Source organism: Gemmatimonadaceae bacterium (assembly GCA_020852815.1).
Taxonomy (GTDB): domain Bacteria; phylum Gemmatimonadota; class Gemmatimonadetes; order Gemmatimonadales; family Gemmatimonadaceae; genus SCN-70-22.
Map to the genome: position 1 here is coordinate 14666 of JADZAN010000009.1, position 13917 is coordinate 28582.

The 13917-nt window shown below is 68.5% G+C and carries 10 protein-coding genes; 8 read left to right on the top strand and 2 right to left on the bottom strand.

Annotated features, from left to right (window positions below):
• Nucleotides 1–161: 161 nt before the first annotated feature.
• The 7 genes from IT359_04270 to IT359_04300 all read left to right on the top strand — a co-directional run bounded on the left by IT359_04270 (nt 162) and on the right by IT359_04300 (nt 8885).
• A complete protein-coding gene (locus IT359_04270) occupies nt 162–1787 on the top strand; it encodes a TldD/PmbA family protein (protein MCC6928191.1) in 1626 nt (541 codons plus the stop codon).
• A gap of 85 nt (nt 1788–1872) precedes the next feature.
• Nucleotides 1873–3243, top strand: coding sequence for a TldD/PmbA family protein (locus IT359_04275; GenBank protein ID MCC6928192.1), 1371 nt, complete (start codon nt 1873–1875; stop codon nt 3241–3243).
• Between the two features lie 143 nt (nt 3244–3386).
• On the top strand, nt 3387–4601 hold the full coding sequence (locus IT359_04280) for a cation:proton antiporter (GenBank protein ID MCC6928193.1): 1215 nt from the start codon (nt 3387–3389) through the stop codon (nt 4599–4601).
• Between the two features lie 66 nt (nt 4602–4667).
• Nucleotides 4668–6185 carry a family 1 glycosylhydrolase gene (locus tag IT359_04285; protein MCC6928194.1) on the top strand — a complete coding sequence of 506 codons (1518 nt, stop codon included), beginning with the start codon at nt 4668–4670 and terminating at the stop codon, nt 6183–6185.
• On the top strand, nt 6185–6967 hold the full coding sequence (locus tag IT359_04290) for an HAD hydrolase family protein (protein ID MCC6928195.1): 783 nt from the start codon (nt 6185–6187) through the stop codon (nt 6965–6967). The genes IT359_04285 and IT359_04290 overlap by 1 nt, the downstream gene beginning before the upstream one ends.
• Nucleotides 6967–8037: a glycosyltransferase gene (locus IT359_04295; protein MCC6928196.1), complete on the top strand. Its 1071-nt coding sequence runs from the start codon at nt 6967–6969 to the stop codon at nt 8035–8037. The genes IT359_04290 and IT359_04295 overlap by 1 nt, the downstream gene beginning before the upstream one ends.
• A 5-nt stretch (nt 8038–8042) precedes the next feature.
• Nucleotides 8043–8885 carry a tetratricopeptide repeat protein gene (locus IT359_04300; protein ID MCC6928197.1) on the top strand — a complete coding sequence of 281 codons (843 nt, stop codon included), beginning with the start codon at nt 8043–8045 and terminating at the stop codon, nt 8883–8885.
• A 44-nt stretch (nt 8886–8929) separates the two neighbouring features.
• On the opposite strand, the gene IT359_04305 is transcribed toward IT359_04300, so the two are convergent.
• Complete coding sequence (locus IT359_04305; protein MCC6928198.1) at nt 8930–9547, bottom strand: class I SAM-dependent methyltransferase; 618 nt, start codon at nt 9545–9547, stop codon at nt 8930–8932.
• A gap of 208 nt (nt 9548–9755) precedes the next feature.
• Here IT359_04305 and IT359_04310 point away from each other — a divergent pair, with 208 nt between their 5' ends.
• Nucleotides 9756–10868, top strand: a complete 1113-nt coding sequence (locus IT359_04310; GenBank protein MCC6928199.1) for a galactose mutarotase — start codon at nt 9756–9758, stop codon at nt 10866–10868.
• 46 nt (nt 10869–10914) lie between these two features.
• On the opposite strand, the gene IT359_04315 is transcribed toward IT359_04310, so the two are convergent.
• Nucleotides 10915–13914 carry a hypothetical protein gene (locus IT359_04315; protein ID MCC6928200.1) on the bottom strand — a complete coding sequence of 1000 codons (3000 nt, stop codon included), beginning with the start codon at nt 13912–13914 and terminating at the stop codon, nt 10915–10917.
• Between the last annotated feature and the right edge of the window lie 3 nt (nt 13915–13917).

Genomic DNA, 13917 nt, shown 5'->3' on the forward strand with positions numbered 1-13917 from the left:
AGGTTGAGGGCGAAACGGGACGGGCCACCGGGCACGTTCTCATTGCTTGGGCGTTGGTCCCCCGCGGGGCACGCCTTGTCCCCGGATACTGGCACTTCCGACAGTGTGACGCCGTAGGTTGATGGCACTGAACGTCCGACTCGATACCCGATTTCTCGCTCATGACCTCACGACGTGACTTCCTGAAGACCGGCGGCGTCGCAGCCGGCGCGCTCGCCCTGTCGGGGGCGCTGCGGAGCGCCGACGCCGCCATTCCGCGCGTGCGCCACGTGGCCACGGCGCCGGAGATGGACGCGGTGGTGAAGGAACTTCTCATGGAGGCGCTCAACGCCGCCAAGCTCGCCGGCGCTGGCTACGCCGACGCTCGCATCGGGCGTTACCTGCAGAACTTCGTGGTGACACGCGAGCAGCAGATCATCAACGTCGTCGACACCGATTCGATCGGGATCGGGGTGCGCGCGCTGGTGGACGGCACGTGGGGCTTTGCCGCCTCGCGCGACCTCACCAAGGCGGGGGTCGCAGCGGCGGCGAAGGAAGCGGTGGCCATCGCCAAGGCCAACCGCGTGGCGCGCGACCGGATGATCACGCTGGCCCCCGCGCCGACGGTCCCCAACGCGAGCTGGAAGAACGCCTACGAGATCGATCCCTGGACGATTCCCGTGGAGGAGAAGGCCGACCTCCTCATCAAGGCCAACGCCGCCGGGATGAAGGCGCCTAACGTGAAGTACGTCTTCAGCGCCTTCTTCTTCCGCAAGCAGGAACGCAACTACGCCAACACCGACGGCTCGGTGATCGCGCAAACCATCGTGCAGAGCGCGATCCAGCAGCAGTTCACCGCCGTGAGCCCGGACTTCAGCGACTTCCAGAACCGCGGCAACACCATGCCCCCGGTGGGGCGTGGCTGGGAATGGGTGCTGCAGCAGAACCTGGTGCAGAACGGGAGCAAATGGGGGGAGGAGGCGAGCCAGAAGCTCAAGGCGAAGCCGGTGGAGGTGGGGCGCTACGACCTGGTGTTGCACCCGTCGCACTTGTGGCTGACGATCCACGAGTCGATCGCGCACCCCACGGAGCTGGATCGCGCCATGGGCTACGAGGCCAACTACGCCGGGACGTCGTTCGTGTCGCCGCCCAACGACATGCTGGGCAAGTTCAAGTACGGCCCCGAGTTCATGAACATCCAGGGCGATCGCTCGCACCCCGGCGCCCTCGCCACCGTGGGGTACGACGACGAAGGCGTTGCACCTGACGAGTTCCTCATCATCAAGAACGGGAAGGTCAACGACTACCAGACCACGCGCGAGCAGGCGGCGTGGCTCGATTGGTGGTACAAGGCCCAGGGGAGGGAGGCGCGCTCGCACGGCTGCTCCTACGCCGACAACTGGAGCAGCGTGCAGTTCCAGCGCATGCCCAACGTCTCCCTGCTCCCGGGAGAGAAGGAGCAATCGTTCGAGGACCTCATCGCCGCCACCGACAAGGGGATCGCGATCGTGGGCGACGGGTCGTTCTCGATCGACCAGCAGCGCTACAACGCGCAGTTTGGCGGGCAGCTCGCCTACGAGATCAAGGGCGGCAAGATCGTCGGGCTCCTCAAGGACGTCGCCTACCAGATCCGCACGCCGGACTTCTGGAACGCGATGGACATGATCGGCGGCAGGAAGTCGTACGAGGTCTGGGGATCGTTCTTCGACGGGAAGGGGCAACCGGGACAGGTGAACGCCGTGAGCCACGGCTCCGTCCCCGCGCGCTTCCGCAACGTCAACGTGATCAACACCGGTCGCAAGGCCTGACCCCCTACCTGACGACAACATGCGACGCAACTACTTCAGCGAAGTGGTCACCGCGCCGGCGCGCCTCCTCGACCGCGACGGAACCATGGCCCCCAACGACGCGCTCATGTCGCGCGACGACGCGCTCATGTCGCGCGACGACGCACAGGCCCTCATCGAACGCATCCGGAAGTTCTCCCGGGCCGAGGCGGTGGAGGTGCAGATCTTTGGCGGCAACACGACCAACGTGCGCTTTGCCGACAACCAGATGTCGACCGCCGGCAGCGTGAGCGACTTCCAGGTGGGGGTGCAGAGCTACTTCGGCGCCAAGCACGCCGTGGTCACCACCAACGAGGTGTCCGACGACGCGCTCAAGGCGGCGGTGGAGAAGAGCGAGAAGCTGGCCCGCCTTGCGCCTGACGACCCCGAATCCATGCCGCAGCTCCCGCCGCAGCAGTACCAGCCGGTGGAAGCCTACTTCCCCTCGGTGGCCAGCATGTCGGCGGACGAACGGGCGAAGATCGCCCTCACCGCACTCGCCCCGTGCCGCGCGGCCAACGACCTCACCGCCGCCGGCTACCTGGAGAATCGCGCCTACTTCTCCGCCTTCGGCACCAGCGCCGGCCTCTTTGCCTACCATCGCGCCACCAGCAGCAACTACACGCTCACGGTGCGCACCAAGGACGGGACAGGATCGGGTTGGGCCGGCGCCGAGCATAACGATGCGCGACAGGTGGACTACGAAGGGGTGAGCAGGCGCGCCATCGAGAAGGCGCGCGCCTCGCGCAATCCCGTCGCCATCGAGCCGGGGCGCTACACGGTGATCATGGAGCCGCAGGCGGTGGGCGACCTGTGCCAGCTCATCGCCTTCTACGCCGACGCGCGCTCCACCGACGAAGGGCGCTCACCCTTCGTGAAGCAGGGGGGCGGGACCAAGCTGGGCGAGAAGATCCTCGACGCGCGCATCAACATCTACGCCGACCCCTTCGACCCGATGGTGCGCGCGCAGCCGTACGACGGCGACGGGCTCCCACTCGGCAGGCAGGAGTTCATCAAGGACGGCGTCCTCAAGACGCTGTACTACTCGCGCTTCTGGGCAAGGAAGAAGGGGGTGCAACCCACGGGCGCGCCGACGTCGTTCATCATGAGCGGCACCAACGCGTCCATCGACGACCTCATCGCCTCGACCACGCGCGGGATCCTGGTCACGCGCCTCTGGTACCTGCGCGAGGTGGACCCGCGCACCATCCTCTACACCGGGCTCACGCGCGACGGGACCTTCCTCATCGAGAACGGGAAGATTGCGCGGGCGGTGAAGAACTTCCGCTTCAACGACTCGCCGCTCTTCATGCTCAACAACGTGGAAGCACTGGGGCGCCCCGAGCGGCTGGCGGGGACCGAGGCGGGAGGGGCGGTCGTGGTGCCGGCGGTCAAGGCGCGCGACTTCAACTTCACGTCGCTGTCGGACGCGGTGTAGGGGCGGACGGGGGACGGGGGAAAGCTCGCCCCAGCGAAGGCTGGGGGGGGGACGGGAGTGCGAGCGCAAGGGTTGCGGATTGGTGTGCGTGATACCAGAGATTCCGTCATGCGACCAATCTCACAGCTCTTGCCGCTGCTGCCATGACGGCGTTCCTCGACTCGCCCGAAGCGGTCTACGGACTGTTGGTCATTGGGCTCTTCATCGTCCCGCGCGTGCTCCAGCGCTATCGATTGCCAGCTGCAATCGTCGCGCTGGGGCTGGGCGCACTGGCCGGGATGCAGTTCGGCCTCTTCCAGCACGACGCCACGGTGCAGCTGTTCTCCACGCTGGGGATCGTGGCGCTCTTCCTCTTTGCGGGGCTCGAAGTCGAGGTGCACGAGCTGCGCAGCGAGATCCGGGTGCTGGCGCAGCACGTCGTGATCCAGGCGGTGCTGCTCATCCTCGGCGGTTTTGCATGCGCGGCCACGCTGGACCTCGAGCCGAGGGCGGCGATGCTGTACGCCCTGGCGCTGCTCACCCCATCCACCGGCTTCATCCTCGATTCGCTGCCGAGCTTTGGACTCGACCGCTCGGGGCAGTTCTGGGTCAAGTCCAAGGCGATTGCCACCGAGATCGTGGCGCTCGGCGTCCTGCTCGTCGTGGTGCAATCGTCGAGCGTGCAACGACTCGGCGTCTCGATCCTCGCGCTCGGGGCGATGATCGTGGTGCTGCCGGGAGTCTTCCGCGTCTTCGCGCGCGTGATTGCCCCATACGCCCCGGGGACGGAGTTCACCTTCCTCATCCTGGTCGCGCTCGTCTGCGCCTTCATCACGCGCACGCTTGGCGTGTACTACCTGGTGGGCGCATTCGTGGTGGGGGTGAGCGCCGTGCGCATGCGCCAGGAGCTCCCGGCACTCAGTTCGGAGAAGCTCCTGGCCGGCGTGCAGCTCTTTGCCTCGTTCTTCATCCCGTTCTACTTCTTCAAGGCTGGCGCATCGTTGCAACGCGATTCGTTCACCTGGCAGGCCATTGGGCTGGGGATTGCCTTCACGCTCATGCTCGTCCCGCTCAAGGTGGGCGTGGTGTCGCTGCATCGCCGCCTCTCGCTCGGCGACGAGTGGGGCCGCGGGGCGCGCGTGGGGTTGGCGCTGGTCCCGACGCTCGTCTTTACCCTGGTGATCGGCAGCATCCTGCGCGAGCGCTTTGCGCTGTCGAACGCGCTGTACGGTGCGCTGGTGGTCTTCACCATCATCAACACGATGATCCCCGGGTTCATGTTGCACGCCCCGCCCCCGGAGTTCGAGTCGCCCACGATTCCCACCGCGCCGCCGCACCCCGCCTTTGTGCCCGGCGGGCACGCGGAGTCCGCCTCGTAGGACGACGATCTGTTGGATATGCAAGGGGTTACGCGCTGGCGGCCCGTGGCATAAGTTGAGGAGGTGATGCGCATCGACGTGGACGCGACGGCCGACCGCTTTCCCCGAGGCTTCCTGTGGGGGGTGGCGACCTCGGCCTACCAGATCGAAGGGGCGCTCGAGGCCGGCGGACGGGGGCGATCGATCTGGGACACGTTTGCCGAGCGCCCGGGCGCCATCGAGCGCGGCGAGACGGCGAGCGTGGCCTGCGATCACTACCACCGCCTCGACGAGGATCTCGAGCTGCTGCAACGGCTCGGCGTGGGGAGCTACCGCTTCTCCATTGCCTGGCCGCGCATCCAGCCCAGCGGGCGCGGTGCAGTGAACCGTGCCGGGCTCGACTTCTACGATCGCCTCGTGGACGGGCTGCTGGCGCGCAACATCCGCCCCTTTCCCACCCTCTATCACTGGGACCTGCCGCAGGCGCTCGAGGACGCTGGCGGCTGGGCCTCGCGCGCCACCGCCGATCGCTTCTGCGACTACGCCGCCCTGGTCACCCGCGCGCTGGGTGATCGCGTACGCGACTGGTCGCTCTTCAACGAACCCTTCATCTTCGCCTCGCGCGGCTACCTGCTGGGGCGCTATGCCCCCGGGCGGCAGAGCCTGCGCGACTTCCTGCGCGCGGTGCACGTGATCACCATGGCGCACGCCGACGGCTTTCGCGCCGTGAAGGGCGAGCGGCGCGACCTGCGTGTGGGCTCGGTCTTTGCCTTTGCGCCGTGCGAGGCGGCGACCGACTCGCCTAACGATCGCGAGGCGACGCGATACGCCGAGGCCGTCTTCAATCACCTGTTCCTGGGGCCGTTGATGACGGGGCGCTATCCGCAGCCGTTCCTCGACAGCATCCCGCGCGCGGCGCTGGACATGCAGCCCGACGACGAGTCGCGCATGCGCGTCCCGCTGGACTTCGTTGGGGTCAACACCTACTACCGGCTGGTGGTCAGTAGTGGCGGCGACAATCGCCCCGACCTGCCGTACTTCCTGTTCGATGTCCTTTCTGACGAGCGCACCACGGGGGCACATGCCGACTTCTCCGCGCCAGCAACACGCGTCATTCGCATCGAGAGTGCCTTTGGGCACAGCGAGGGGCGTCGTACCGCCATGGGGTGGGAGATCTGGCCGCGCGCCTTGCACGACGTGCTCGTGAACGTGACGAATACCTACGGCCCCATTCCGCTGGAGGTCTGCGAGAGCGGGTGCGCCTTTGACGAGCAGCCCGCCAGCGACGGCATCGTGCACGACGAGGGGCGCGTGCACTATCACCAGCAGCACGTGCACGCCGTGGCCGACGCCATTGCCCACGGCGCCGACGTGCGCAGCTATCACGCGTGGAGCCTGTACGACAACTTCGAGTGGGCCTCCGGCTATCGCCCGCGTTTTGGCCTCGTGCATGTGGATTTCGCGACGCAGCGCCGCACGCTCAAGCGCTCCGGCGAGTGGTTTCGCGACATCTGCCACGCCGCGCGCGCGAAGCACGAGGCCGGCATGCACCCGACGGCCCACGCACCGGGCAACCTGGAACCGTTGCGCGGGTATGGTGCGTGATGGCCCCCATCCTCCTCTTTTCCGATGTCGATGGGACGCTTCTCGATGGACGGGGGTGCTACGCGGTGTCCTACCGCGCGCTCGAGGACTTCGCCAACCGCATCCTCGTCGTGCTGGCATCGAGCCGCACGGTGCTCGAACTCTCGCGCAACCAGCGCGACCTCGGGATCACGGGGCCCGTGGTGGCGGAGAACGGTGCCGTGGTGGCATTCCCGTGGGATGATCGATTGCAGGGCGTTGGACCGCGCGAGGTCATCGACGATCGGGCGTGGTGCGTCATCGCGCTCGGCGTTGCCGCCGATCTCGTGCGAAGCGCCGTGCAGCAGGCCGCCGAGACGCTCGGCGTTCGCTACGTGGACCAGCGCGACGTGGAAGCCACGCTCGGGCGGCGGCGCTCCATCCTCATGCGCCCCGTTGCCGGCGCGTCGTGGGATTCGCTCGATGCCCTGGCCGTGCGGCTGCGTGGCGAAGGGTTCGTGGTGTCGTCGGGCGGTTCGTGGCTCGCCGTAACCGGTGGCGTGGAGAAGGGAGATGGAGCGCGCGTGGTGCGGACCCAACTGGACCGCCTGGGCGTACGTTACGCAGGAGTGGCTGCCGTGGGAGACGCCGAGAACGATGTGTCGCTGCTGCTGGCGGCTGAACGCCGATTCACCATGCGGCGCGACGACGGCAGCTGGCACGCCGCGCTGCGCGACCTCCCGAGTTCCGAGCGCGTTCTCACCGCCGGCGTGGCCGGCTGGCGCGACGTGCTGCACCGATTGACCGCCCTGCAGGAGGCCTGATGCTCCCACTCGTCCGGACGCCCCCACGCTGGACGCTCAGCATACTCACCATCCCCAGCCGCGAGGCGTACCTCACGCGATTGCTTGCATCGTTAGGTGAGGCTGGCCTTCCGCGCGGGACGGTGATCGATGTCGTCTACAACTGGGACACGCGCGAGCGGCCGCACGACGTGGTGCGACGCCTGCGCAAGGTGCGGCGCGGGTTGGACGTCAACGTGCACTTCAACACGCAACGCCCATCCATCGGGAGCGGACGCATCCAGCAGCTCAACCACTGCAAGACGCCGCTCCTGGCCTTCATCGACGACGACCTCACGATACACGGCGACTTGCTGGGCGTGCTGGAGGAGCAGTTGCGCCGTCTCCCGGTGGGGATCGTTGGCGTGCAATCGCTGGTGGAGGATACGGACCGCCGCTTCAAGCCGCGGCGCGCCACGCCACGCATCGACCTGCACGGTTTCCGCTTCATGCCGGTGCAAGGGATGCTCGTCGCGGGCTACCGCCGCCTCTTCCTCGACATCGGCGGCTTCAACCCGCGGCGCGAGTTCTGGGGAGAGTGGACCGAATTCAACCTGCGCATGTGGCGGAGCGGCTTTCCCACCGGCTATGCGATGAACGGCGCCTACCTGCGCCACTGGGAAAAGGCCCCGGAGTCGCCCACGCGCAACATGCGCGGGCGCGAGGATCACGTGATGTGGGGACTGCTGTGCACGGCACTGGAGTACGACGCCGTCGACGAGCGCGAGGACACGCAGGCTTTCTGGAACCTCGTGGAGTCGCGCTACCTGGCGTATGCCTTTGGCGAGTCGGCGCCCAAGCGCGACCTGATGCGCTCCGCACTCCGCCTCGCACCGCGACTGAGCGCCGAGTTTCCCGCAATCGCGACGTTTCGCGATCGCGTGCGCGAGCATCCGTTTCCGTTCATGCCGTTCCACCAGTTCTCCACCGACGACGTGGCACGCGTACTGGACCACGCGTCGTCGCACATCGCGGAGTATCGGGATGATGTCTGGGACACGCGGCGCACGCGCGCCGCGCGGTGGGTTCGCCAGCGACTCGCGGCCGGGTAGCTTCGATGCCTAGCGTTCGGCAGCGCATCACCTGGTGCATCGCGTCGCTTGTCTTGCTCGTGGCGGGCGCTCGTCAGGCACTCGCGCAAGCCGCGCCTCGGGCAACCGCACCCACGACGACGGGCTCGGCCGCGCCCCTGCCCCATGTCACGCTGCCCTTCGATTCACTGCGCGCGTCGATAGACCGCGCGCTCATCGACAGCAAGCCGGCCGCCTACGCACGCGCGCTGACCCTGCTCGACAGCGCGCTCGCCGTGCGCCCCGACGACGCGGTGCTCCTGCACTATCGTGGCTTCCTGCTCTACCGCGAGGGGAGCATGCTCGCCGCGAGCAAGCGCGACGCGGCGCGCGCCAAGTCGCGCCTGGAGGAAGCCGAGCGCGCGCTGGCACGATCGGCCGAATCGCTCCCCTGGCCCGAAACGCTGGCGTTGCAGTCGGCGGTGGTAGGACAGCAGATCGGGCTGGGCGGGGCGATGGCCGCGATGCGCCTGGGGGCGAAGTCGTCGCGCCTGCTCGACGCGGCGCTTGCAGCTGGTCCCCGGAATCCGCGCGTCTGGATGCTCAAGGGCGTCTCCGACCTCCATCGCCCCCGGCTCTTCGGGGGGAGCCCAGAGAAGGCGGAGGCGAGCCTCAAGAAGGCGATCGCACTCTTCGCCGCCGACTCCCCCACGCCCCCGGCCCCGTGGTGGGGGCATGCCGAAGCCTACGGATGGCTGGGCCAGGTCTACCAGAAGCAAGGGCGACTGGAGGAGGCAGAGGAAGCATTCGCCAAGGCACTCACCCTGCAGCCCGGCAACGCCTGGGTGCTCGAGCTCCTCCTCCCCCAGCTCCGCGACAAGACCCGTTAGGCACCTCGTCCTCTCGTCCTCTCGTCCTCTCGTCCTCTCGTGGCTCAGTCGCGCGCCCGCTCCAGCGCTGCCGCCACCCCCTTGATCGTCGTGGGGAGATAGAGGTGCATTCCCAGCGCCGTCCATCCATTCTGCCTGAAGAGCCGGCGCCAGAAGGCGGGGGCGCGTGCCTCGGCTCGCGTGAAGTCGCCGGTGGCATCGTCGGCGCTGGAGAAGACCTCGAAGTACGCCGCGCCTGGACAAAGGTCGGCGAGCGCCCTGAGCCCGGTGGCCAGCTCCTTCGGTGAGATGTAGTTCATCACGCCGCAGCACAGCACGAGATCGAAGTCGTCGGGGAGCCCGACGTTGCCCACCGTGCCGAAGGTGCCTAACCGGATGTTGCGTTTCTTGCCGTAGCGCGCCACCGCATACTGGCTCGCATCGACGCCGTAGTAGCGCGCCCCGGGGCGGATCTTTCGCAGCGGGACCGACCAGTTCCCTTCGCCCGCGCCGACATCGAGGACCTTCCGCACCGGGCGTTCGAAGAGGTACTCCGTGGCTCCCACGATGAAGCGCAGCTGGCGCTCGATGTCGGTGGGGGACTTCACCCGGTGTTTCGGATGGCGGTACCACTTGTTGAAATACGCCTCGTCGTAGTGCGAAGCGGGGCGGACGATGGACATGGCTCGTGAGCGGGAGAAAGGCGTGCGCCGGGGAAGGCGGGGACGAGGAGGCTCGCCCAACGAACGCTGTGGGCGAGACGATCGGGGGAAGATGGGGCGCACGGCGCGCGGACGCACCGGGGGCGACATGCCACACGTCGCACTTGTCGCGCGGGGGCGCCTTGCCCAGACTCCGTGCGAGGTACTGCAACGCCTATTCACCGTACACATGACGGCTCCGGTTCAACGACCCAACGCCTCGAGCGGCCACGGCAGCGCGCGCGTCAAGCGCCGCGCCTGGGGCCGCATGCCGTCGGGGGCGCTGGTACACGCATACGAGCTGACGAACGCGCGCGGGACGGCGGTCACCGTGCTCACGTTAGGCGCGATCATCACGTCGATTCGCTTGGCGGGGCGCGGCGGGACGCTGGACGACGTCGTGCTGGGGATGACGGACGTGGAGGGCTACCTCACGCGTTCGCCGTACTTCGGCGCGGTCACCGGGCGGTTCGGCAATCGCATTGCCCGCGGGCGCTTCACCCTCGACGGCGTCGCCTTTCAACTGGCGACCAACAACCCGCCCAATCACCTGCATGGTGGCGTGGTGGGTTTCGACAAGCACGTGTACACGGCGCGCGCGGTGCGGGGGGCGGAGGGCGCCGGCGTGCGCCTGACGCTGACCAGTCCCGACGGCGACGAGGGGTATCCCGGCGAGGTACACTTCGCCGTGCGCTACCTGCTGGGCGACGACGACCGGCTCACCATCGACTACGAGGCGACGACGACGCGCGCCACGCCGATCAACCCGTCGCAGCACACCTACTGGAACCTGGCCGGGGCGCAGCGCGACGACATCCTCGACCACAGGTTGCAGCTGAACGCCACACGCTACACGCCGGTCGACGCCACGTTGATTCCCACGGGTGAGCTGGCCGCGGTGGAGGGGACGCCATTCGACTTCCGGACCCCGATGCGACTCGGCGCGCGCATCGGCGAGGCGCACCAGCAGCTGCAATTCGGACACGGCTACGACCACAACTTCGTCGTCGAGGCGCCGTCTCGCCGCGGCCGCGCGGTACACGCCGCCACGCTGCACGACCCGCTGAGCGGGCGCACGCTCGACGTCTACACCACGGAACCGGGGGTGCAGCTCTACACGGGGAACTGGCTGGACGGCACGGCGGTCGGAAAGGGAGGGCGACGCTACGCGGCGCACGCCGGCGTGTGCCTGGAGACGCAGCACTTTCCCGACGCCCCCAACCAGCCGCACTTCCCGAGCACGATCGTGCGCCCGGGGCGCGCCTTTCGCTCGCGGACGGTGTTCGCGTTCAGCGTGCGGTGAGGGCCGCGGTCATCGAGGCCACCGCACCGCGCGCGCCGCACCACGTTCACCGCAACACCACCACCGCCTCCGTCAGCGACCGCCGGTCGCCCGTGAGGCGCTGGCTCACGCGCACGCCCACCCACGCGCTCGTGCGCAGCCCCAGCGGCGACACCTCCACCGTCATCTCGCCCCCAACCGAACGATAGTCCACCGCGTGCCCCCCATCGCGGTCGCTCCCGCGCCCCACGTCACCGAACACATTCCCTTGCACCCGGCGGAAGTACAGCCAGTTGCCAAGCGCCAGGTCGGGGTAGAGGAGCGGCAGGTGGTACGTGGCACCGGCGCGCGTCAGCGTCTCGTGGAAGCGCGACGCGTAGCCGCGCGGGAAGCGCACCAGTGACGAGAAGCGATAATTCGCGGGACGTTGATCCTCACGGGCCACATCGAGCACCAGCGCGTGGTGCCGCCACGCTCCCGGCAGGTACAACGAGGCGCTCGCCGTTGCCTGGTGCGACCTGTACTCCGACGGCGACGGCGCATGCCGATAGGCGAGGAACGCCGCCCCCCCTACGGGGAACAGGTCGCGATACGCCGCGCTCCGCACCTGCGAGGCCGACAACGCGTACGTCGCGCTGGTGAAGTCGCCGTTGTTGTTGGTGTTGCGGAAGACGATCGGCTGGTCGCCGATGGAGGTGCGCCCCAGCGTCGCGCTCGCCACCATCGACTGGCGCACCTGTCCATCGAGCCGTGTGAGCGGCAAGCGCAGCGACGCCGCGAACGACCGCTCGCGCCAGGTATACGGCCGCACTGCGCCGGCGCTGTCGGTGAAGGTCGACGCGCGCGACCCCACGCGCCCCGCCACGTCCACCAGCACGGGAAGGGCGCCGTAGCTCGCCCCCGCCTCCAACGACAGCGTGCGCTCGTTCACGTTGAAGCTCGGCCCCACCGTCACCGCGACGGTATTGAGCAAGTTGCGCGACTCGGCGAACAGCGCGGTATTGATTCCGTCGCTCATGGAGACGAGCGAGCGTGAATGAAAGTCGAAGACGCGCGCCCATCCCGTGAAGGGGCGCGTGGGCCAGGTGACGGCTGGAAGCGAGTCGAGGATGCTTCCCCCTTGCTCCTGGCGGACGAGGACGTCGACCACGGGAGACGCGTGCGGTTCCCCCCACGCCACCGGGGCAAAGCGCGCCGGATCCAGCGGCATCTCCGCCACATCGTATCCGCCGAGCGAATAGTCGCTGAAGGCCAGACGGTGGCCGTCAGGCGCAACCGCGGGCCAGGAAGCACCGAGTGGGCGCGACGTGACCTGTGAGATGCTGCGCGTTGCCAGGTCGAGCACGAAGATGTTGTCCAGGCCGGATCGTGGCGACCCGAAGTAGACGCGCCCTCCCTGTGCCACGGGACGCGAGATCGCCACGTGCGTGAAGGCGATCAGCGTGTCGGCCACCGCACGGGCGCCCGCCGACGCTCCGTCATCCAGCGGGACGCGCACCAGGGCGTTGCCGCGCGAGGGATCGACCGCCACGACCAGCAAGGACTTTCCGTCCTCGCTCCACGTCGGGGTGACCAGGAAGTGCCCTGCGTCGTTGGGGAGTCGTTGCAGCTCGCGCCCACTCGCGGCGTCGAGGATCACCAGCGTCGCGCGACGCGAGCGCGAGAAGTCGACGGCCACCAGGCGCGACTCGTCGCTCGACAGCGCCGGGGCGTAGTAGCGCGAGCGATGAGTGAGCCGGCGAACCTGCTTCGTGTCCAGGTCGAGCGCCTTGATGACGAGGAAACTCTCCTCCCCCCAGCGCGGCGACACTTCATACTCGCTCCACACCACCGTCTTCCCCCGCACGTGGAACTGCAGGTCGCCGAAGAGCCCAACGGTTCGGTGCAGCACCTCGAGCGTGCCGTCGCGAACGCGCACCAGGCGCCGCGGCGCGTCGAGGTCACCGGCGAGCGCAATGAGGCTCCCATCGCCGGCGTACTGTGGGAGGGTGAACTCGTGGTAGTCGGCGCGTGAAAGGGGGTGCACGGTAGCCGGAGTAATGGCGAGCGAGTCGCGCGCCGCGCGCCACGTGGAGTCGAATGCCGCGATCGCATCGCGATGCAGCTGCACCAGCGAACGCCCCGTCTCCTTCCTGAGCGCCATCCCCAGCGCCATCGGCGCCACGGGGTTGCGCGCCGCACGCCGGATGATGCGCCGCCACGCAGAGTCGCCGTACACGCGTCGCACGTGCGTCGTGAGCAGGTAGCCGTGCTCGTACCAGTCGGGATAGTAGGTGCGGTACGTCCCCATCCACGCCGGGTAGTACTCGTAGCGTGCCCCCGCCTGCGCCAGGGCGCGGACGCGCGCCCCAAACCTCGGCTGCCGCCCGCGTCCGTCGTTCGTCAGCGCCGTCTCGCTCCCCACCGCGTCGCCCTCCCAGAACCAGGAGGGGAAGTAGAGCTGGCCCCCCAGGAACGCCGTCGTGTTGTCGCCGAACAGCCGAGCCAGGATCCCGACGATTCCCGTGCGCACCGAGCGCTCCTGCACGATGTGTCGCCCCTCGTGCACCGCCAGCAGCGAGTACCACTCGATGGGCCCCATGTCGTCGATCGTCGTCGACGGGAAGGCGTACCACTTGGTGCGCCGCGGCCCCCACGCCACAAAGGCATTCGACGTCATCGACGTGTTGTTGAGCACCACCGGGATGCGCTCCGGCCGGCTGGCGAGCGTCCTGGTCAGCGGATCGTACGAGCGCTCCAGGAGGTTGGCCGCACGCTGCGCCTCATGCGCCAGCGAGTCAGGAAAGACGATCGTGAAGTGCGGCGTGTCGAGGCGCTCCCAGTGCAGCCCGCGCGGGTTCTGCAGCGGGGGAAGCATGCTGTAGAGCGGAACCTGGGCGCCGGCGGGCGCCGGTGCCTGTGCCAGCACCAACGCCAGCACCAGCGCCGCCGCCAGCCGCAACACCGCTCCCGACGCCAGGCGCGGTGCCAGCCGCAACGCCAGCCCCGACGCCAGCCCCGACGCCAGCCTCGACGCCAGCCCCGGCGCCAGCCCCGGCGCCAGCGCACCTAACGACCTGCGGCGCACGCG

Bases quoted from the DNA above. Each gene is read 5' to 3' on its own strand.
- IT359_04305 (MCC6928198.1), bottom strand. From the start codon at position 9,547: ATGTCCATCGTCCGCCCCGCTTCGCACTACGACGAGGCGTATTTCAAC.
- IT359_04300 (MCC6928197.1), top strand. From the start codon at position 8,043: ATGCCTAGCGTTCGGCAGCGCATCACCTGGTGCATCGCGTCGCTTGTC.
- IT359_04275 (MCC6928192.1), top strand. From the start codon at position 1,873: ATGGCCCCCAACGACGCGCTCATGTCGCGCGACGACGCGCTCATGTCG.
- IT359_04270 (MCC6928191.1), top strand. From the start codon at position 162: ATGACCTCACGACGTGACTTCCTGAAGACCGGCGGCGTCGCAGCCGGC.
- IT359_04310 (MCC6928199.1), top strand. From the start codon at position 9,756: ATGACGGCTCCGGTTCAACGACCCAACGCCTCGAGCGGCCACGGCAGC.
- IT359_04280 (MCC6928193.1), top strand. From the start codon at position 3,387: ATGACGGCGTTCCTCGACTCGCCCGAAGCGGTCTACGGACTGTTGGTC.
- IT359_04290 (MCC6928195.1), top strand. From the start codon at position 6,185: ATGGCCCCCATCCTCCTCTTTTCCGATGTCGATGGGACGCTTCTCGAT.
- IT359_04295 (MCC6928196.1), top strand. From the start codon at position 6,967: ATGCTCCCACTCGTCCGGACGCCCCCACGCTGGACGCTCAGCATACTC.
- IT359_04285 (MCC6928194.1), top strand. From the start codon at position 4,668: ATGCGCATCGACGTGGACGCGACGGCCGACCGCTTTCCCCGAGGCTTC.